This window comes from Parabacteroides sp. 52, from assembly GCF_010500925.1.
Taxonomy (GTDB): domain Bacteria; phylum Bacteroidota; class Bacteroidia; order Bacteroidales; family Tannerellaceae; genus QVMG01.
In genome coordinates this window covers 1-21,528 of the sequence record NZ_QVMG01000006.1, presented here as the reverse complement: position 1 = coordinate 21,528, position 21,528 = coordinate 1, and the positions used below count along the sequence as shown (strand labels likewise).

The following is a 21,528-nucleotide window of genomic DNA, read 5'->3' as shown; positions in this document are numbered from 1 at the left end:
TAATATATATATACAAATATACAGAGTATTTCGATTCTTTCTGTTACAAAACAATGAATTTTGAATTACCTTTGTTTTCTATATATTAAATGCACATGAAAAGAATTTCTTTTATCCGTTTTTGCCTTGGCTTATTCGCCATCGCCCTCAGTTACGCCTGTACACATTCTCCCCAAGGTCCTTATTCAGATCGTTATGTCGTTGTCTTATCCTTGGATGGCTTTCGTTCGGATTATCCGGAAAAGGCATATACGCCTACTTTGGATTCATTGGAGCAGGTAGGGGTGCGTGCTGCTTTCCGTCCCTGTTTTCCCAGTGTGACCTTTTCCAATCATTATTCGATGGCTACCGGTCTGCATCCGGATCATCATGGATTGGTTAATAATTTCTTTTATGCAGAGGACTTGGATAAAATATATACCATTGGCAACCGGGAGGCGGTAGCCAATCCGGACTTTTATGGAGGAGAGCCTATCTGGAATACGGCACAGAAACAAGGAGTGAAAGCCGCTTCTTTCTTCTGGGTGGGTAGTGAAACGCCTGTGCAGGGTATGCAACCTTCTATCTGGAAACCATTCGACAGTAAGGTGCCCTTTAAAAACCGTGCCGATTCTGTCCTTGCCTGGCTGCAATTGCCGGAAGAGACCCGCCCGCATCTGATCATGTGGTATATTGAAGAGCCGGATGCGATCGGACACCGGGCAACCCCCGATTCGTCGGCAACGATGGCTGTCGTAGAAGAGTTGGATCAATTGTTAGGGTATTTTTTTGCCGAAGCACGTAAATTGGATAATTTCAAAAAAATAGATTTTATTGTTCTCTCGGATCATGGCATGGCTACTTATTATCCGGAGAATTATGTGAACCTGAATGATTATCTGCCGCGTGATAGTTTCGATTTTGTCTTCGATGGGGTGCCTACCTTATTATATACTAAAGAGAGTTACCGCGAAACGGCTTATGAAATATTACAAACCGTACCGCATATCAAAGCGTATAAGAAAGAGGAAGTGCCGGAAAAGTTCATTTATGGAAAACATCCCCGTGTCGGAGATCTTGTTGTCATCCCCGATATCGGTACGTATGTGCAGTTCCGTCCGGAATCCCGTCCGCGTTATGCGGCTACTCATGGTTATGATAATTTTGAACCGACCATGGAGGCAATCTTCTATGCCACCGGTCCTTCTTTTAAGAAAAATGCCCGGGTGCCGGCTATTGGAAATGTGAATCTCTATCTCTTGATATGCCAATTACTCAACCTGGAACCCGCTCCTAACGACGGAAGTCCCGAGGATGTCCAGCTATTGTTGAAGTAGGCGGCGTTAGAGAAGTTAAAGGAGTCAAAGGAGTTAGAGGAGTTACAATATAGTATTCTACTTAACTCCTAAGTCGCTTCGCGACTGATAACTCCTTTGACTCCTCTGACTCCTAAAAGTATTCGGCGTATAACGCCGAATACTTTTATTCCTCCTCTGCAAACATCGGATCCCATGCCGGTAAACGTACCGGTTTTTGTTGCAGGACTTCTTTTACCTTTTCGGTGATGTATTTTTTCTCTACGACCAGGCGGAACATATACTCGTTGAACCATTCATCTGTCAGGATCAAATGGCCGTTATTTGCCCCCGGTCCCCAACTGTTTTCCACCATCCACTTTTTGGGTTTCCCTTCTGCACTAAGGTCTACTGCCATCAAGGTCATCGCGTGGGAGGATCCGCTGGCAAAAGTCTGGATACGTTCTTTTTTATTCATACCGAACGAAGTGCCCAGTAAAGCTCCATAGTCATAATAATTCACATCCAATATACCTCTTTCTCTGTCAAAGAATTTCCCCACATCGCAAGAGAAATACATCATCGTGCTGTCTTGGATAGAGGCTATGGCCATCTCTTTGATGTCTTCAATCGGAAGGTTTACATACGTCCAGTTCTTACCATCATAGCGGTGACGGTCGAAATCAATCTCGTATAACTGATAATAATCCCGCGTAGGATCGTTCATCAACAGGATATAATCATTGGCGATATCTCCACCGATATATTCCTGGAAAAAAGAGAGCGGAGTATATTCTTTGGTCTCCACCGGTTTCCCTTTGGCATCATATCTTGTCCAGGTAAAGTCGACAGGAGGTTCGCCGAGGTTTAAGACCAATATGCGGTAGATCGTACTCAACATCTCTACCTTCTTTTTATCTAGGTTGCCAAGCTTTTCCCCCTGGGCGGCCTGCGCACGGAGTTGTAGTCCATACTCCTTCAACTTCAGAGCGATTAGGTTGGACATACGTCCGGTATTATCGCTGCTGTTTGTTTCCATCATGACATCGGCAGGCACAACTCCATATTTGGTCAGGATGTCAAATACTCCTGTAAACTGCCCTCCGTCACTGAGTGGATTCTTGAACAACCATTCTACCATGCGATCATCCATCGGTTTGTCGCGTGTGTCAATGATCCCCTGAAGGAAAAGGTTCGCTTTTTCAAGCTGATCCCAAAAGAAAGAATAATTAGGAGAGAACTTGAACTCTCCCATATTGTATTGGGCTATCGCTTTGGCGCGAAAAACATTCAGTCCGGTAAAGAGCCAGCAACGACCCGATGACTTCTGGTTTGTGATACCCTTGCTGTTTACCTTGTTCGAAAAGTAAGTATCCACCCCGTTTTTGCTATCCGCATTAACAGCCAACTTGTTTATGTCGTTATTACTGATCGCATTACGGATGGCTTTGTCCGAAGGTGTTTCTTTATACGATTGTTTGATTTCTTGCAACATCTCCGCAGAGATACCTCCTTTTTCCTGTGCAAAGGTCGAAAAAGAAATGCTTAACGCCAGGAGCAATGTCCATAGGTTCTTTTGTCTCATGATTTATTTATTTAGCTAGTTGAATAATGAATTAAAAAGAGTCAAAGCCGGGGCATAACCCAAATCCTTTGCGTTATGCATGCGCCCCTTTCTCTAGGTGACAAAGATACGGAAAGCGAAGTATAATCCGAAAAGAAAATTCATTTTCCATAGAGGATTGGGGGTGTCGAACGATCTATTAGATACGTTTTTTACCAGGGAAATTCTATTGCCGATGCGCATCGGCAATATAGACGAAGCTGTTCAGCAATATTGCCGAACGTGATCAGCAATGTTGCCGATGCGCATCGGCAACAGAAAAGACCCGCTAGAAGCCTCACAAACCTTCCCCAGGGAGAGGCTAAAAGAAGTGTGAAGAATTATAATTTACAATTTATAATCAATAATAAAAAAGAGAGTTGGCGAACTCACATTATATGACTCAAAAAGTGTACCTTTGTTATCCAGAAAAAACGGGAATCCATGTATTTCAGAGATGTAATTGGTCAGGAAGAGGTTAAGAAGCGGTTGATCCGGTCGGCTCAAACAGGGGTTGTGCCGCATGCACAGCTTTTTACAGAACAGGGGGGAGCCGGAGCCTTTCCGCTGGCGATAGCCTATGGACGTTACCTGAACTGTTCGCATCGTACGGAAGAGGATGCCTGTGGCGTATGTCCTTCCTGTGTGAAATATGATGCGTTGGCACATCCTGATCTTCATTTTGTCTTTCCTATCGTATCCAAAAAAGAAAAGAAAAAAGAAGTCTGTGACGACTACCTTCCCGAATGGCGTGATTTTCTGAAAGGACGTCCCTATTTTACGATAGACCATTGGTTGGAACATATGGACGCCGGTAATTCACAAGCGATCATCTATTCGAAAGAAAGTGATGAGATCATTCGTAAATTGAGTTTGAAGATATACGAAGCTGAATACCGGATACTCTTGGTTTGGTTGCCGGAAAAGCTGCATCAGACCTGCGCCAATAAGTTGTTGAAGATCATAGAAGAACCACCTGCAAATACAATTATTTTGATGGTTTCTGAAGCCCCCGATCTGATCCTGGGCACCATACAGTCACGATCACAACGCATCCCTATACGTCCGATTGCTACCGAATCCATAGAAAAAGCCTTATTGTCTCAGTACAAACTGGAGGTCAAAGATGCACAGGATGTGGCACACCGCGCATCCGGCAGTTATGTGCAGGCCATGGAGGCCATCAGCTTGGGGGATGAAAATGCCTTTTTCCTCGAACAGTTCAAAGGCATGATGCGCAACTCCTGGACGCGAAATGTGAAAGGCATGAAAGCCATGGGGGACGTCTTGGCCGGTATCGGTCGGGAACGGCAGAAGAATTTCCTTGTTTACTGTCAATACCTGATACGGGAGAACTTCATGTATCGCTTTCAATCTCCGGATATTACCTATATGAATATGGAAGAGAAATCGTTCTCAAACAATTTCGCTCCCTATGTAAACGAACGGAATGTATTTGATCTCATGGATGAACTGGCGAAGGCAGAACGTCACATTGCCCAGAATGTGAATGCCAAAATGGTTTTTTTCGATCTGGGTTTACGGATAACAGTGCTCATTAAACGATAAAAAGATGATACATAAGATATTTTTGACTTTCCTTTTGTCTGTATGCATGACCGGTTGTAATATACAGGCTAAACAGAATCCGTTTGTTTCGGCTGACCCTGTTGTTGTTCATCGATTCGATAAAGATCTCTATCATTTGATCGAAACGGGAGATTCGACATTGTTCCCTGTTTTCGTTCAGAAATATCCTGTGATGACGGAAATACTGGGTCGGGCCATTCTGAATATGAAGACGCCGGATAGCCCCGGTTTTTTTGAAAAGATGCTTACCTTTTATTCTGAGCCGACGCTCAATCAATTGTATAAAGATGCCCTTGCCCGGTTTGAAGAGGTTGGGGAGATTGAACAGCAATTGGGCAGTGGGTTGGCTTATCTCTGTTCGGTTCTTCCTGTCTTGCCGGTACCGGAAGTGTATATGCATGTGTCGGGATTCAACCAGAATGTAGTCGTCGGTGAAAAGACCTTGTCTCTCTCTGTCGATAAGTATCTGGGCTTTGATTATCCTTTGTATCAGGATTTTTTCTATGATCATCAACGGGTCAAGATGCAGCCTTCTTATATCGTGCAGGACTACCTGACGGGATGGTTGATGAGTGAATATCCTTTTGCGGGGAAAGAGAATGTATTGCTTGACAGAATGGTTTACGAAGGCAAGATCAAATACCTGGTCGGCCAGGCTTTGGCGCAGGAGGATCCGGCACATTTACTAGCCTATTCGGAGGAAGACCTTACCTGGGTTAAACAACATGAAGGCAGTATATGGAAAGCCATGATCGAGCGCAAGCATCTGTATACCCCCGATCATATCACTACTTCGCAATATTTTGACACGATGCCTTCCCATTTTCTGGCAGACAATGCTCCCGGTAATTTAGGGACTTACATCGGTTTGCAACTGGTAAGCCGGTATATGGAAGAAACGAAAGCTACTCCGGAACAACTGATGCAACAACAAAATGCACAGGAGATCTTATCCGCAGCAAAATATAAACCATAAAAAAACCGCCTCATTCTCACGAACAAGACGGGATACCTAATAAACCTAATTCTAATACCATGAAAAACACTATATCTTAATAACAGATGGTAAAGAGAAAAGGTTCAGCGAATGAAAGAGGGGTTCTTTAATTGTCATATAATTCCCCTTTATTCCGCATATGTTGTCCGTCACAGAACGGTTTGTTTTTCGATTTGCCACACCGACAAAGAGTCATCCGGTTCCGTACAGGGTAGATGTTCCCTTGTGTATCTTCTACCGGAATACCTCCTTTCACCCAGATCGGACCATGTACTCCCCCTGCCATATCTTCGAGTATACTTATTTCCTGTGGTAATTCAGGCTCTATGCGTTTCCCCTCTTTGGTGACAGCGGTCAGCCGTCCGCTCGGGCAATGGCTACATTGGTGTTTTATAATCTCCAGACTTTCCGGATCCGTATTTTCTTCCACCATATTCCAGGTGGAGCTGTAGGTGTCACAAAAGCGGGCAACGGCACAAAGAGATTGGGCGTCCATCAGGTCGATAGCCTGCCCGTGGATCGTTCTTGCCATTTCTTCATATGTTTTGTGTGAGGCCGTTTCTGTCCCGTCAAAACCCTGGAGGTGCGAACCGTCACAAAAAGGAGAGTTCTTTGATCTTCCACATCTGCACAGGGCGTAGGGTTCTTCTGTTTTATACTTCTGTATCTCCTTATAATCAATGGATGCACCTTTCTTATCGCCGACAAAGCGTAATTGATTCAAAGGAATATTCCCGCTTACCAGATAAGGCCCGTTGGGAAGGACCTGGATTTTCTTTTTATTCTCCTGTTCCATCATTTTATTATTTATTGGGTATGTTTTTACTTAACCCGATTCAAACAAGGAATGTTTTACCGAAGAAGGGATTTTTAAGCGGTAAGAATGTTACAGAAAAGTATTTTCCGTAAACCGGGAGGCGAAAGAAAAGTGCTATCGGCTGATTATGCCGTTAGGAGTCGGGCTATTTTTTCCAGATAATAGGCATCGGTCTGATCAAAGCTGTTTAACGTATCACTGTCGATGTCCAATACGGCAGTGACGCAGTCGTTTTCTATGATGGGGATGACGATTTCCGAGCGAGAGGCGGAGTTGCAGGCAATATGTCCGGGGAAATCTTCCACGTCGGGAACAAGGATTGTTTGTTTTTCTTTCCAGGCGGTTCCGCATACCCCTTTTCCGTATCGTATACGTGTGCAGGCAATAGGCCCCTGGAAAGGAGCCAGGACAAGCATATTCTCTTTCACGGTGTAAAAGCCAACCCAAAAGAAGTTGAATGTTTGTTTCAGGGCAGCGGCTATATTGGCCATATTAGCCACCCGGTCTTCTTCTCCTTGCAATAGGGAGGCGATTTGTGGAAGCAGGGATTCGTATTGTTCTTTTTTGTCTCCTGTGGGGATATATAATTCTTCGGCCATCTACGTTCTGTTTTTCAAGCAAAGGTACATATTCTCGTCATTTATTCAAAAGGGAGGGTTACAACGATAGATAATTCCTATTACCTTTGCCCTATGGCAAAAGAACATTCTCCTTTAGTTTTAGGTTCAGAAAAGATCAGTAGTTTACTCTCTCAATATGCGATTCCGGCTATTATCGCTATGACGGCCTCTTCGTTGTATAATATAGCCGACAGTATTTTTATCGGTCATGGAGTGGGGGCTCTGGGTATTTCCGGATTGGCATTGACCTTTCCGATCATGAATATGGCAGCCGCTTTCGGCTCGTTGGTTGGGGCCGGTGCGGCAACCCTTTTGTCTTTAAAGTTGGGACAGAAGGATTATGCCAGTGCAAACAGGGTATTGGGTAATGTGTTGGTGTTGAATGTGATCTTGGGTATTGCCTTTTCGGTAGTAGCTCTTCTTTTTTTAGATCCTGTACTTTATTTCTTCGGAGCAAGTGAACAGACCCTGTCGTATGCCCGCGATTATATGGAGATCATCTTGTTGGGTAATGTGGTGACACATATGTATCTGGGTTTGAATGCCGTATTGCGTTCTTCGGGCTACCCTCGGATGTCGATGTATATGACGCTTTTGTCAGTGGTGGTAAATGTTGCCTTGAACCCGATCTTTATTTTTGTGTTGGACTGGGGCATTAAAGGGGCGGCTTGGGCAACTGTCGTTTCACAGTTGATCTCTTTATCTATCCAGATCATTCACTTTGCGAATCCGAAGCATCTGATTCATTTCCGCAAAGGGATCTATCTTTTGAAAGCGGATATGGTAAAGGGCATTTTAGCAATCGGTATGTCTCCGTTTTTAATGAATCTCTGTTCCAGCCTGGTGGTTATACTTATCAACCGGGGGCTGAAAGAACATGGTGGGGACTTGGCTATTGGAGCCTATGGTATAGTAAATAGGGTTGCCTCTTTGTTTGTGATGATTATCATGGGGTTGAATCAGGGAATGCAACCGATAGCCGGATATAATTACGGTGCACGCTTGTATCAACGGGTGATGGAAGTAACCAAGCTGACCATGAAATGGGGGATTGGTGTGGCTACCTTGGGTTTTTTACTGTGTCAGTTCTTCCCCTCTACAATCGCTCATGTATTTACGACCGATAAGGAATTGACGGATATAGCCGTGAAAGGCTTACGGGTTGTTTTTATCTTATTCCCTATTGTGGGTTTTCAAGTGGTAGCGACAAACTTTTTCCTCTCTATCGGCATGCCTAAAAAATCGATATTCCTGTCTCTTACGCGTCAGATGATTTTTCTAATCCCTTTTTTGATTGTCTTGCCTCACTTCTGGGGTACCTTAGGGGTATGGATCAGTATTCCTTTTGCCGATTTGACAGCAGCAACTATTACCTGGCTTGTTCTGATGAACCAGTTTAAGAAGTTTAAAAAACAAATGTAAGGCTTTGTTATCGTTACTCTTTCACCGATTTATTATATTTGTAGAATTAAAAGTATAACCTCATGGAAAACAAGATCATATTGACAATCGGACGACAATTCGGAAGTGGAGGTCGTGAAATAGGACAGAAGTTGGCAAAAGCCCTTGGTATAAGTTATTATGATAAAGAGCTTATGTCCGTAGCCGCAAAAGAAAGCGGACTTTGTGAAGAGGTGTTTGAGAAAGCCGATGAACGAACGGCGAGTGGTTTGTCGTATGCCTTGACAACCGGTTATTCCTATATGGGCATGTATATGCCGTACACGGACTTTTTATCCCATGACGGTTTGTTTCAAATACAAAGCGATGCGATCCGGAAGTTGGCGGAAAAAGAATCTTGTGTATTGGTGGGCAGATGTGCCGATTATATTTTGCGCGAGGATCCGGATCTGATAAGTTTTTTTATTCTCAATAAGAAAGAGGATCGTATTCGACGCATCAAAGAGTATCAGGATATGAAATTGAGTGATGAAGAAGCAAAGGAATTGATGAAAAAGACAGATAAGTCGCGGGCGGCTTATTATAATTATTATACGAATAAAATATGGGGGGCAGCCTCCTCTTATAATTTTTCGATCGATGTTTCTGTATTGGGTGTGGACGAGACGGTTGCTTTTATGAAAGATTTTGTAGTGCGCAGAATGGACAAGCGGCCACGTACTCCTCATTTTGGATAAACAGCATGATATGAAACGAGCTCTTCAAACGGTTTTGCCAGAGGCAATGGTATTTGTGCGAGTATCCTGCGACCGAAACAATATAAACAATGACGTATGAAAAAATTACTATCGTTACCCCCTAACCTGGTCTCTCATTTCCATCAGATAGAAAATGTCAGCCGGAAAGAATGGTTTTGTACTTCAGATCCCGTCGGGGCACGTGTCGGATCAGGAGGAGGAACGATCTGGCTGTTGGAATCCTGCCGGCAAAGTGAACAGGCAGATACTTCTTTTATTCAGTGGCTGGCACAGGAAAAACGCATCCTGTTGCATGCCGCAGGACAGAGTCGTCGTTTGCCAGCTTATGCTCCCTCGGGGAAGATATTGACGCCTGTCCCGGTGTTTAGATGGGCCAGGGGGCAAAAGTTATCCCAGAATTTACTTTCTCTCCAACTGCCTTTATTTGAAAAGATAATGGAAAAGGCACCGGAGTCTTTGCATACCTTGATTGCCAGTGGAGATGTCTATATTCGCTACGACCAGCCTTTGCAACCTATACCCGAAGCCGATGTGGTGTGTTATGGTTTGTGGGTAGAGCCAGAGCGGGCTACCCATCATGGGGTATTTCTGTCTCGTAGAAACTCACCGGATACCTTGGATTATATGTTGCAAAAGCCCTCATTGGAAGAACTGGCCGGATTGTCCGGAAGTCATTTCTTTCTGATGGATGTGGGTATATGGTTATTGAGTGACCGGGCGGTTGAGCTCTTGCGTAAGAAGTCGCAAGACGGAAAGAATATACAGTTTTATGATTTGTATAGTGAGTTCGGATTGGCTTTGGGGCAGCATCCGCAGAAGCCAGATCCGGAATTACAGGAGCTGACAGTCGCTATCCTTCCGCTTAATGGAGGGGAATTTTACCATTTTGGTACGAGCCGTGAGTTGATTTCTTCTACACGGGCTATTCAGAACCTGGTCAATGACCAACGGCAGATTATGCATCGCAAGGTGAAGCCACATCCGGCGATGTTTGTGCAAAACGCTGAAATGCATTATCGCCTGACTGCGGCTAATTCGGATGTATGGATAGAGAATAGCTATGTGGCTAAGGAATGGGAATTGCAAAATCAGCATATCATAACGGGCGTCCCGGAGAATCACTGGCCATTGAAATTACCCGCCGGAAGTTGTGTGGACGTAGTTCCAATAGAAGAGAATGGATATGTAATACGCCCTTATGGCTTCCATGATTTATTTGCGGGTGCTCTATCGGATGATTCAACCCGGTTTATGAATCGACCGATCCATGAGTGGTTGCAGCAACGGAACATTCAATTAGAAGACTTTGCGGATATACAATATGCTCCTCTGTTTCCGATATGTTATTCAATAGATGATGTAGGACTGGTTTTGCGCTGGATGATTGCCGAACCGGAATTGGTAATAGGAAAAGAGATATGGGAGCGGGCTAAAAAAGTGTCTGCCAATACGCTTTCAGACGAGGCCAATCTGTCTCGTTTAGTCTTGCAGCGGGAACATTTTCGTCAGCGGGATTGGGCCTTATTAGCCCATAACTACGAACGCAGTGTCTTTTATCAACTGGATCTGGACGATGCGGCTGAGGCCTTTGTGAAAGCAGATATCCCTTTGCCGGCGGCTTTGCCGAAAGAGACCTCCTTGTTTACGCAAATGCATAACCGGATGTTTCAATCCCGGGTGTTGCAATTATCCGGTAAACCTTTTCAAGAGGAACAGCAGGAGGCTTATTCTTTTTTGCGGGAAGGCCTGATCGACACATTGAGTGATCGGAAGCAATGGCCTGTATTGAATGTATATAAGGATCAGATCGTCTGGGGGCGTAGTCCTGTTCGCATTGACCTGGCTGGTGGATGGAGTGATACTCCTCCTTTTTGTCTGTATGCCGGCGGCAGTGTGGTGAATGTAGCCGTCGAGTTAAATGGACAACCTCCCTTGCAGGTGTATATCAAGCCATCGACCGATTATCACATTATTCTTCGCTCTATCGATATGGGAGCGATGGAGGTCGTTTCTACCTGGGAGGAATTGAAATGTTTTACCAAGGTGGGCTCTCCCTTTTCCATACCGAAGGCGGCATTGGCATTGGCCGGATTTATCCCTGCCTTTTCCAAAGAGACTTATTCTTCCCTGGAAGAACAGTTGAAGGCTTTGGGCGGAGGTATAGAGATCACACTGTTGTCTGCCATACCGGCCGGTTCCGGCTTGGGAACCAGTTCGATCCTGGCCGCTACGGTCTTGGGGGTGCTTGCCGACTTCTGCGGATTGAACTGGGATAAGAATGAAGTTGCCAACCGGACATTGATATTGGAACAGTTATTGACCACCGGTGGAGGATGGCAGGACCAGTATGGAGGCATATTGCATGGGGTGAAATTCTTACAGACAACTGAAGGTTTTTGTCAACAACCGCAGGTGCGCTGGTTGCCGGAATATCTGTTTACGGATCCGGAATACCAACCTTGTCATCTGCTCTATTATACGGGGATTACGCGAGTGGCAAAGAATATACTGACAGAGATTGTACAGGGAATGTTTCTCAATAGTCACAAGCACCTGGCTTTGTTGTCTGATATGAAAGCTCATGCCTTCGAATTGTATAAGACCATCCAGAGTGGTGATTTTGAGCAATTCGGAAAAGGTGTTGCTAAAACCTGGGAACAGAATAAATTATTGGATGAGGGTACGAATCCTCCGGCTGTCGAACAGATTATCGATCGGATAAAAGATTATTGTCTGGGGTATAAACTGCCGGGTGCGGGAGGAGGGGGGTACCTTTATATGGTAGCCAAAGATCCTGAAGCAGTTTTGCATATCCGAAAGATACTCACGCAGGAAATGGGCCGTCCGAATGCTCGTTTTGTCGATATGAGTCTGTCTGTGAAAGGATTGCAGGTGAGCCGTTCATAGACGGTCGTTTTTTGATGTGAAATAAAGAAAAAGAGAGAGGATGAAAAGAGGGTGTTTTTTACTGATTTGTTGTGTGTATATAATTGCCGCTAAGGCACAGACGGTTCCCAACCTGTATCGCCAGGCAGACAAAGAAAAAATGAATCATTGGGTTGATTCAGTCTTTGATGCGATGAGTTATGATGAACGCATCGGGCAATTGTTTATGCCGGTAGCCAATCCGACTTTGGATAACCGCAATATGCAACTGCTTATGCGGTATGTGAATGAGGTGAAAGTAGGGGGTATTCTTTTCCATAAAGGAAATCCGGAGACACAGGCGGAGGTGACGAACCGCTTGCAAAAGGCATCCCATATCCCTTTGATGATCTCTCTGGATGGAGAATGGGGCTTGTCTATGCGGTTGGATGGGACTACCCGTTTCCCTAAAAATATGATGCTGGGAGCCATAGAGGATATCTCCCTTTTGGAAGCATACGGTGAAGAGGTTGGACGACAATGTAATGAAATGGGGATTCATATTAATTTCGCTCCCGATATGGATGTGAACAGTAATCATGCCAACCCTGTAATCGGACTGCGCTCTTTTGGTGAAGATCCGGATGCCGTTGCAGAGAAAGGAATTGCTTATGCTCGTGGACTTGAGAACATGGGCGTATTATCTGTTGCTAAACATTTTCCCGGGCATGGGGATACGGCAGACGACTCGCATTATACCCTTCCGGCTGTGCGCCACTCCTTGGAGCGTTTGGACAGTGTGGAGCTGCTTCCTTTTAAACGGTATATTTATGAAGGTTTCGCTGGTGTTATGACCGGACATCTTTTTGTGCCGGCATTGGATAAGACGGCAAACCGGCCTTCCTCTTTATCGAAATCTATAATCACGGATTTGTTACAGAAGAAACTGGGATTTCAGGGGCTTTGTTTTACGGATGCGTTGGCTATGAAAGGGGCATCGGCGGGTAAGTCGGATAATGCCTGTGTGAAAGCATTATTGGCTGGAAATGATATATTATTGGCTTCGGCTGCTCCGATAAGTGATTTCGTGGCTGTGAAGGAAGCGATAAAAGAGGGGGTGCTCGATCTTAAAGATATTGAAGCACGGTGTTTGAAGGTGCTTCGTTATAAATATATAGCTGGGTTAAATGAGTATAAACCTATCGAGATAAAAGGATTGTCCGAACGATTAAACACGGCGCATGCGGCATGGTTGGTAGCAAAGTTGAATGCCGAGGCTATCACTATTGTGCGGAATGAAGCTGAATGCCTGCCTTTAAAAGGGATAGGGGAGAGGAAGATAGCTGCACTTTCTTTGGGTGATGTTGTAGGTAATGATTTTCAGAAGATGTTATGCAGATACGATTCCGTAGCCTGTTTCAGTCTGGGACGTAATGCTACAGCTGATCAGATACAAAGTGTTTATCGCCAATTGGGACAGTACGATGTGATTATTTGCGCAATAAATACAGTGCGTATACCTGAAACCCAGGCTTTGAGGGAGTTGGCGGCAAAGAAAGAGGTGATCCTTACCTTTTTTACTATGCCTTATTTCTCAAGCAAATATGAGGCTTCGGTGAAAAATGCCAAGGGTGTGGTGATGGCTTATGAAGCGACTTCTTTAGCGCAGGAGTACGCGGCGCAGGTGATTTTCGGTGGTGTACCAGCCAAAGGTAAGTTGCCCGTCTCTATACCGGGACTTTATTTCGCGGGAACGGGCATGTTTACAGAACAGGTGCGTTTGGGATATCATGAGCCTGAGGAGGTGGGGCTGAACCCTCAGCGTATGGATGTGATAGATGCGATCGTAAAAGAAGGATTGACGGAAGGTGCTTATCCCGGTTGCCAGGTGTTGGTGGCAAAAGATGGCATGATAGTCTATAATAAAGCCTTTGGATATGTAGATATGAACAAGAAACAGAAGGTGACGGATAAATCGGTTTATGACCTGGCCTCTGTCTCTAAAGCATCGGGTACTTTATTGGCTGTCATGAAGGCGTATGATGAAAAGAAATTTACCTTGAACAGCAAGATTGCTGAGTTTGTACCCGAATTAAAGGGTTCGGACAAAGAAGAGCTGATGATCCGGGAACTTCTTTACCATCAGTCCGGCTTGATTCCTACGATTAATTTTTATCTGAAAACGATTGATAAAAAGAGCTATTCCGGTAGCCTGTACAGCGCATCGAAAAAAACAACTCACCCCATACGCTTCGACGCGAAGACATTTGTCAGGAATGATTTTTCTTATCTGCCTGAAATGGTTTCTGTCAGAAAACAACCCGGCTATTCCATACAAGTGGCGCGTGATTTTTATGTAAATGATACGTTTAAAGATACGATTATACAAGAAATAAAAGATTCCCGGTTGGGAATCCGCGGACGGTATATGTATAGTTGTGTAAACTTTATCTTGTTGAAAATGATGGTAGAGAAGCAAATGAATAAACCGATGGATCAATTTTTGCGTACCTCATTCTATGATCGTTTAGGCGCCCGGACGACAACTTATAACCCCTTGCAGCGAATGGATTCCCTACAGATTGTTCCCACGGAGAATGACCGGTTTGTACGACGTCAGTTATTGCGCGGTTATGTACATGACGAGGCAGCCGCATTTCAGGGAGGAGTGTCCGGTAATGCCGGCTTGTTCTCTCATGCGGAAGACCTGGCCAAAGTATTGCAGCTTTTATTGTATCAGGGAACTTACGGGGGAGAACAATTGCTATCCCGGGAGACAACCCGCCTGTTCACGCAAAGCAAGAGCCCGAATTCACGACGCGGATTGGGCTTTGATAAACCGGTGACCGGAAATAGTAAATCGTCTCCCTGCGGGGTGTTGACACCGGCTTCTGTTTACGGACATACAGGTTATACGGGAACCTGCTTTTGGGTGGATCCGGATAATCAGTTGATTTATATATTTTTGACAAACCGGGTGAATCCCAACCGGGCAAATACGAAACTCTTTTCCCTGGATATACGTACACGTATTCAGGATGCTATTTATAAATCTTTTAATTGAAAAATATATGTTATTCGGACACGGAGATGATTTTTATAATGCGAAAGACGAAGTGAAAACAAACTTCAGTTCAAACGTATGGCATGGTGCTAACCTGGATAAACTACAGGATCACCTGAATGCACATTTTGATAAGGTAAGGCGTTATCCGGAACCCAATGCGGCGAGCCTGACACGGCTCATAGCCCGTCGGTATGAAGTCAAAGAAGATAACCTGGTTGTAACGAATGGCTCCATAACTGCTTTCTATCTGTTGGCGCAGGCTTGGAGAGGAGCAAAGTCAACCATTCTATATCCCTCTTTTTCTGAATACGAAGATGCCTGCCGCTTGCATGAACATGAGATAACGTTCTTCTCAAATGCGGAGGATTTGTCGGCTCTTTCCCTCGATGGACAGGACTTCTGCTGGATATGTAACCCGAACAATCCGGATGGCAAACTGGTTCATCGGACGGAACTATTGGCATTGATTGCAGCCAATAAAAAAACAACTTTTATCATCGATCAGGCTTATGCCGCTTTTACGACGGAGGATATGTTGAAACCTACCGATATCAAAATGCATAAAAACCTGGTTATTGTACAGTCGATATCCAAGGCTTACGATGTGCCGGGCTTACGTATTGGTTACCTGATAGCTTCCCCTTCTATTATAGCCGAGGTGAATAAATACATCATTCCCTGGTCGGTGAATGCGGTTGCCATAGAAGCTAGTAAGTATATTTTGATTCATCCGGCGCAGTTTACTTTGCCTATCCGTAAATGGCAACGGGAGACTGCCGAATTTATTTATCAGTTGAATAAGCTGGATGGCTTGGAGGTGCAATCTACGGCTACTACCTTTTTCCTCGTTCGTCTGAAAAAGGGCATTGCTGCTGATCTGAAGAAGTACCTCTTGAATAATTATGGTATATTGATTCGCGATGCAGCCAACTTCCGCGGATTGGATGAAACCTATTTCCGCCTTTCTACACAAACAGGTGTTGAGAATGCCGTATTGGTAGAAGCTGTTAAAGAATGGCTTGAAAAACAATAAACAAACATGCGAAAAATAAAAAGGCTGTCTTATACAAGACAGCCTTTTTATTTTCTTTTAATCGAGCCTTACTGCACTTTCTTATTGATGACTATATGTCCGATATAGCCTAAAAGGATTGTTGCCAAACCTACAAGAAGGATTGTATTGGTCATATTACCCGTCATTGCTGGTACAGCAAGTATGGCTACACCTATAAGAAGTACTACTACTCCCAGATTCTTAATTAATGCGCTCATGGTTTATAGATAATTTATATATTGTTTTCTATTGCAAAAAGAGCGAAGGCCGCATACAATTTCAAAAGCTTGCTTTGGGAATTGCAAAGGCACATCCTATTTTCTGCAAATAAAGTAATAATAACCCGATTGCGAAAATATTTTAGAATAAAAATGATAAAAGCCTAAAATTTAGCAATTATATTTGTAATATAATTTTTAGCTATGTCACGAATAGTATATCTATTTTATACCTGGTTGATTGCAGTGCCCTTGTTTTTGGTGCTGACGCTTCTTACTGCATTGGTGGTTATCATAGGTTGTCTATTGGGGGGAGAAAAGTTTTTTTCCTATTACCCCGGTATGATATGGTCGCGCCTGACTTGTTATCTGATGTTTTGCCCCATAGAGGTGAAGGGCCGGGAGAACCTGGACAAAAAACAATCATATGTATTTGTGTCGAATCATCAGGGAGCATTTGATATTTTCCTTATATATGGTTTTTTAGGTGTGCCTGTTAAATGGGTGATGAAAGCGAGTATTGGGAAAATACCTTTTGTGGGGGCTGCTTGCCGGGCGGCAGGATTTATCTTTGTGGATAATTCGACGGCAAAGGCGGCCACAAAGAGTGTGCAAGAGGGGGAGCGTTGCCTGAAGAAAGGAGCTTCGGTAGTCGTTTTTCCGGAAGGATCGCGCACCTACGATGGGAAGATGATCCGTTTTCGTAAGGGGGCTTATCAAATGGCTTTCGATCAACATTTACCTATTGTGCCTATAACCCTGAATGGACCTTTTTATGTGTTGCCGATCGGAACGTTGAATTTGCGACGCCACCGCATGGAAATGATTATTCATCCCCCCATTTCAACCGAAGGAATAGAAGTGTCACATAAAGGAATGCAACAAATGGCGGACCAGACACGGGAGGTGATTGCTTCTGCTTTGTGGCAGGAGTTTAAATAAGTGTTTTACCAAGTCTTCAGTATGCCTTGTTTTCGGATACCTATACTCAATCCATAACTTTTTTCTCCCAATATATTGCCGGTGTCTCCGGCAAGCGACCCGAAGAAGGTCCATCCTTTCAATCGTTGGGGGGTGTAATCTATCTTAAGCCCCAAAGATACCCCGGCCTTCTGGCGTAGGAAAGGCTCTTCGGCTGTTCCCCAGCCATTCATTACCGTGATCAATGCCTGGTAGAAGACGACTGCGGATACATTCCCTTCCAGCCCTATATGCCAGTCCTGTATTCTGTTGTTGAGAAATCCCAAGGTGCCGTTTTTATTGTAAATAGGAGAGGGCAGTAGAGGAGATCCTATGGCCTGATTGAAATAGGAGAGTCCTGTTGGGTATTCGCCATTGTTATAATAATCATCGGCTCCTCCTCCGCGTCCCGGATGTTTTTCATGGTCAAAGTCGATGAAATGGAACGGCCCGCTTTGATTTTTAGTCGTAACATATTCTATGACGACTTTCTGAATCGGGGAAAACCGGGGCAGATCCAGTTGAAGCCCCCATAAACCATCTGTTCTGTTTCTGAATGTCAATCCTGATTTGTCAAAACAAAGATGCTGGTAATAGGCTTGCAGGTTCCAGTCCTTCTGTGCAAACCCTACTTGAAAATCATAAGATATATGATGAGACCCCAATACGTTGACTTTGTCGGAGCTGGTGGCTCCCTCGCCACCGGAACGTCCCAGAAAGACACGCATGAAATCCTTGAATGTATGGGGCTGTTCGCCTATTGCCGGATCCGTAGAGCTGCCTCCCCATTGTGCTATATGGCGAAGACCGACACTCCCGTATAACGGAAACTGATTCCGGCTGTCTTTTAATCGAAGGAAGGCTGATTTATGATGCCAAAGAATATCTTGGGTGTATTCCTGGGTGGGGTTGACGAAATCTTTCAGGTACTCGTTGTCGAAAGAACGGCCAACGGCCACATGGCCTTTTACCTGCAGCCAGCCTTTTGTCCAAGGAATTTCTGTGAATGCGGGCATCTGGATGTTTATCTCAGGGGTAGGGCGGGCATTGGCCGACTGAATCATATCTCCGGAACTAAGCCGTTTATCCCATAAGGAGATGTATTGCTCTTTACTTCCGACAGATAACAATAGGCTTTTATATCCGATCTCTGCATATAATTGTTGGATGTAGACATTCTTTTCGCGAGGGGCAACAACGAGGGCGTCCAAGCCGGCGGACCAATAAAATCCATTACCCAACAATTGATGGTGATGCACTTGGCCGCGCAGATAGCCGTTGCCTGCATCTAAAGGCATAACGCCGTATGTATTGCTGTTTATCCAGAAAGGGGTATGATCCCCCGTGGCAGCAGAACCAACGGTTTCTAATTGATACGATGTCTTCTGGGGAGAATGGGAGGTTTGTGACAATCCATGCATTGCCATACTTCCTATACATATACAAAAGAAAATCAACCGGGCCGATTTCATACAATTCCTTTCTTTTTAAATGAGAGACAAAGGTAAGGAAATATATTTTCCCTCTGCTTCCTTAATCCCTTTGAAAAGCGATGGATAACCAATTAAATATGACCTGGTAGCTATATGCTCTGGCCGCTGGTTGGGATAAGATAAGGTCGTGCTTCCCGCCAGGGATTACCTGGTAAGTCGCTTGAGGACCTAAAGAAGAACTGTATCTCCGGATATCGTTTACGTCCAATACGATGTCTGAATAGGCGTATTCTTCTTCCCAAATATCCGACTCAGGGAAAGATTTGTCTGACGACATCACCCATAGGGGCAAATCCAGTTGCAAGCCTTTTTGGATCTTTTGTTGACCGGAATGGATGGCGTGTATCCAACCTGCCTTTTTCGGATGGGCATGGATTCTTTTCCAATGCGTGTTGAAACTCCATTCTCCCCTGAAATCACGCAAAAGACTGTGGGCGTATGAATGATAGGAGTTCTTTTGAACGGTTAACGCTGGAAAGAATTTCCCGACAAACGAAAGGAGAGGAATCAGTATCTTTTCAATCCAGGGAGACATATTCATGTCTAAAAAAGGACTGTTCAGTATAAGTCCGCTTACGAAAGGGGGGCGATACTCCTTCAGGTAAAGAGGAGCAATCAACCCGCCGGTCGAATGGGCCATTAAGACAATCTCGGTATTCCCCTCCCCGTGAATAATCTGCAGGGCAGTGTCAATGTCGGCAAAGTATTCACGCAGGTTTTTGCAATAGAACGGATCCTGATGGGAGCGTAGGGAGCGTCCGTATTTGCGCAGATCCAATGCATAAAAATTATACCCGTGTGTTTCGATACTATCCCCCAATTCTTTTTGGAAGAAGTAATCATTGTACCCGTGTATATATAAAACAGCCTGCTTTACATGGGGTAAAGCAGGTTTTTTGATGAGTGTGCAAACGACTTCGCCTTCGTAATCCGCAGGCATGGACAAACTGCGGTATAGATAGTTGCCGCCTAAAATGTCCGGATTGTATTGGGCTTGGAGACAAGTGCATATACATAACAAGCAGTATGTAAACAAACGTTGTCTCATAGATATTCCCTGTGGATTATTTGTTTTCTTTCTTTAATAAGTCGCGGATTTCTGTCAATAACTGAATATCCGCAGGAGGAGCGGCAGGGGCGGCTGGTTTTTCAGCTTCTTTCTTTTTGTGTAAAGCATTAATCCCTTTGATCAGCATGAAAATGACAAAAGCAATAATGAGGAAATCAAAAATGATCTGTAAAAAATTGCCATAATTGATGGATACGGCCGGAGTCAATACTTCCCCTCCTTCCATGACGGCTTGTTTTAACGTGATTTTTAACTCCGAAAAGTTTACTCCTCCGACGAACAGACCTACTGCCGGCATGATGATATCACCTACTAAAGAAGATACTATTTTACCAAAAGCACCTCCCAGAATAATACCTACGGCCATGTCGACTACGTTACCGCGCATGGCGAAATCTTTGAACTCCTGTAACATCTTTCCCATATTTTCCCTTTTTTATTTAGTTCTTTATAGATAACTGAAAAAAGCGGTATTTGGTTCTTCCCAACTCCCTTTTGCGTGTTTTTCTTTTTTTAGTTGCCTTTGTTTTCAAGGCAAAGATAAGAATCGATTTCGGAAATTTAAAAAGGTGCATAAATAAAAGTGCCGATAGCTGTCGACACTTTTGCTGATATATATCGGCACAAGTGTCGACATATATCAGCACAATTGCCGACAATTGTCAGCAATTTTATTCCCCCGGGTGTTCTTGAGAAAAATCGGTAAATCCAAGTATTCCCGGCCTCCTTCTGTGTTGCCCTGTTTCCTACCCCACTCTCCCTCTCTGAAGCTCCCCTTATACATTAATATATATAGGCTCAAAATAAGGCCTTCTTGGTATATGGATTGTGGGCCGTAGGTGTGAATGTTTTTCAAAAGAGGGGAAAGGAATATGCAATATGTGAAAATCAAATGTACTCTTAGAGAAAAGGCTTTTTGTTTCGTTTTCCGGATATTTAATAGAACGCAGTTGTGTATTTTGTAAGTGAAGGGAGTGGAAATACACTTTGAGTAGCAAGGAATAGTCGCTTGCACGTTTTACTTTTGGCGGAACAGAACAGATGTATTCTAGGGGAAGGGTATGAATAACAAAGCCTTTCATCTGATCTGCGATCAGAGGCTGACCTTAAAGTGATTTTTTATGAATATAAAACGCAGAGGGCAAGAAAATATAGGATCCCGGAGGGCACAGAGAAGCGCTATTGGCGCTTTCTCCCTCTGTGAACTCCGTCTTATAAATATCTCTTCGTGCTCTCAGTGTTTAGGAAGACTTTTGAGTCAACCCCTGTGTGAGGTATAAAAAGTGTATTCTAAAAAGTGTTTGATTATGAATAAAGCGGATTTGGCAAAGAGTGTAGCAAAGAGATTGTCGGTTAGTAAGGCGGAGTCGTATGAGTTTATCAGTGCAATGCAAGAGGTATTGACTGATGAACTCCAACAAAATGGGTATATCATACTGCAAGGCTTTGGCGTTTTTTCTTCCTGGCAGCAAACGGAACGCATGGGGCGCAACCCTAAAACAGGGGAGGAGTGTCGGATTGAATCTCGGACAAGTGTGAAATTTAAACCGGGAAAGGCTTTATTGGAGGCATTAAACCAAGAACGAAACCAACTCAAAAAGGAAGGGATCTGATTTAAGAGGGGTGTAAAGCCGTTTTTTTCCTCAATCTCTAACCTCTTCATCTTAAGCCATGTAGTAAATTCTTCAAAAAATAGTTGTAAAAAAAGTGATGTAAAGTTTGTGTATATGTTTTTAAACACT

The 21,528-nt window shown here is 44.1% G+C and carries 17 protein-coding genes; 10 read left to right on the top strand and 7 right to left on the bottom strand.

Annotated elements, in window-relative coordinates; translation table 11 throughout:
- The first annotated feature begins 95 nt into the window (after window positions 1–95).
- Entirely contained in the window at window positions 96–1,316 is a 1,221-nt protein-coding gene (locus D0T51_RS05245; RefSeq protein ID WP_163726182.1) for an ectonucleotide pyrophosphatase/phosphodiesterase, read from the top strand.
- A gap of 145 nt (window positions 1,317–1,461) precedes the next feature.
- Here D0T51_RS05245 and D0T51_RS05240 read toward each other — a convergent pair whose 3' ends face one another.
- Window positions 1,462–2,859 carry a C1 family peptidase gene (locus D0T51_RS05240; RefSeq protein WP_163726179.1) on the bottom strand — a complete coding sequence of 466 codons (1,398 nt, stop codon included), beginning with the start codon at window positions 2,857–2,859 and terminating at the stop codon, window positions 1,462–1,464.
- A gap of 462 nt (window positions 2,860–3,321) precedes the next feature.
- On the opposite strand from D0T51_RS05240, the gene D0T51_RS05235 reads away from it, so the two are divergent.
- Entirely contained in the window at window positions 3,322–4,446 is a 1,125-nt protein-coding gene (locus D0T51_RS05235; RefSeq protein ID WP_163726177.1) for a DNA polymerase III subunit delta, read from the top strand.
- Between the two features lie 4 nt (window positions 4,447–4,450).
- Window positions 4,451–5,443 carry a gliding motility protein GldB gene (locus tag D0T51_RS05230; protein WP_163726174.1) on the top strand — a complete coding sequence of 331 codons (993 nt, stop codon included), beginning with the start codon at window positions 4,451–4,453 and terminating at the stop codon, window positions 5,441–5,443.
- Between the two features lie 127 nt (window positions 5,444–5,570).
- Here the strand turns inward: D0T51_RS05230 and D0T51_RS05225 are convergent, their stop codons facing one another.
- Both D0T51_RS05225 and D0T51_RS05220 read right to left on the bottom strand, forming a co-directional pair.
- Window positions 5,571–6,263: a CDGSH iron-sulfur domain-containing protein gene (locus D0T51_RS05225; protein ID WP_239056697.1), complete on the bottom strand. Its 693-nt coding sequence runs from the start codon at window positions 6,261–6,263 to the stop codon at window positions 5,571–5,573.
- 143 nt (window positions 6,264–6,406) lie between these two features.
- Window positions 6,407–6,880: a GAF domain-containing protein gene (locus D0T51_RS05220; RefSeq protein ID WP_163726171.1), complete on the bottom strand. Its 474-nt coding sequence runs from the start codon at window positions 6,878–6,880 to the stop codon at window positions 6,407–6,409.
- A gap of 93 nt (window positions 6,881–6,973) precedes the next feature.
- Between D0T51_RS05220 and D0T51_RS05215 the strand changes: the two genes are divergently transcribed.
- From D0T51_RS05215 to D0T51_RS05195, 5 genes are all read left to right on the top strand, one after another.
- Window positions 6,974–8,323 (top strand): MATE family efflux transporter, encoded by a 1,350-nt coding sequence (locus tag D0T51_RS05215; protein ID WP_163726169.1) that lies wholly within the window; start codon window positions 6,974–6,976, stop codon window positions 8,321–8,323.
- A gap of 62 nt (window positions 8,324–8,385) precedes the next feature.
- Window positions 8,386–9,039 (top strand): AAA family ATPase, encoded by a 654-nt coding sequence (locus tag D0T51_RS05210; RefSeq protein ID WP_163726166.1) that lies wholly within the window; start codon window positions 8,386–8,388, stop codon window positions 9,037–9,039.
- 96 nt (window positions 9,040–9,135) lie between these two features.
- A complete protein-coding gene (locus D0T51_RS05205; protein ID WP_163726163.1) occupies window positions 9,136–11,967 on the top strand; it encodes a bifunctional fucokinase/fucose-1-phosphate guanylyltransferase in 2,832 nt (943 codons plus the stop codon).
- A gap of 40 nt (window positions 11,968–12,007) precedes the next feature.
- Window positions 12,008–14,989: a glycoside hydrolase family 3 N-terminal domain-containing protein gene (locus D0T51_RS05200; RefSeq protein WP_163726161.1), complete on the top strand. Its 2,982-nt coding sequence runs from the start codon at window positions 12,008–12,010 to the stop codon at window positions 14,987–14,989.
- A gap of 7 nt (window positions 14,990–14,996) precedes the next feature.
- Entirely contained in the window at window positions 14,997–16,025 is a 1,029-nt protein-coding gene (locus D0T51_RS05195; RefSeq protein WP_163726158.1) for an aminotransferase class I/II-fold pyridoxal phosphate-dependent enzyme, read from the top strand.
- 68 nt (window positions 16,026–16,093) lie between these two features.
- Here the strand turns inward: D0T51_RS05195 and D0T51_RS12220 are convergent, their stop codons facing one another.
- Entirely contained in the window at window positions 16,094–16,264 is a 171-nt protein-coding gene (locus D0T51_RS12220) for a hypothetical protein (RefSeq protein ID WP_203583326.1), read from the bottom strand.
- Between the two features lie 204 nt (window positions 16,265–16,468).
- Here D0T51_RS12220 and D0T51_RS05190 point away from each other — a divergent pair, with 204 nt between their 5' ends.
- Window positions 16,469–17,206 (top strand): 1-acyl-sn-glycerol-3-phosphate acyltransferase, encoded by a 738-nt coding sequence (locus D0T51_RS05190; RefSeq protein WP_163726155.1) that lies wholly within the window; start codon window positions 16,469–16,471, stop codon window positions 17,204–17,206.
- Between the two features lie 5 nt (window positions 17,207–17,211).
- Here the strand turns inward: D0T51_RS05190 and D0T51_RS05185 are convergent, their stop codons facing one another.
- From D0T51_RS05185 to mscL, 3 genes are all read right to left on the bottom strand, one after another.
- Window positions 17,212–18,651, bottom strand: coding sequence for a capsule assembly Wzi family protein (locus D0T51_RS05185; protein WP_239056695.1), 1,440 nt, complete (start codon window positions 18,649–18,651; stop codon window positions 17,212–17,214).
- 106 nt (window positions 18,652–18,757) lie between these two features.
- Window positions 18,758–19,765 (bottom strand): alpha/beta hydrolase, encoded by a 1,008-nt coding sequence (locus D0T51_RS05180; RefSeq protein WP_163726149.1) that lies wholly within the window; start codon window positions 19,763–19,765, stop codon window positions 18,758–18,760.
- A 16-nt stretch (window positions 19,766–19,781) separates the two neighbouring features.
- A complete protein-coding gene (gene mscL / locus D0T51_RS05175) occupies window positions 19,782–20,210 on the bottom strand; it encodes a large-conductance mechanosensitive channel protein MscL (RefSeq protein WP_163726147.1) in 429 nt (142 codons plus the stop codon).
- A gap of 883 nt (window positions 20,211–21,093) precedes the next feature.
- On the opposite strand from mscL, the gene D0T51_RS05170 reads away from it, so the two are divergent.
- Window positions 21,094–21,399, top strand: a complete 306-nt coding sequence (locus D0T51_RS05170) for an HU family DNA-binding protein (RefSeq protein WP_163726143.1) — start codon at window positions 21,094–21,096, stop codon at window positions 21,397–21,399.
- The last annotated feature ends 129 nt before the right edge of the window (window positions 21,400–21,528 follow it).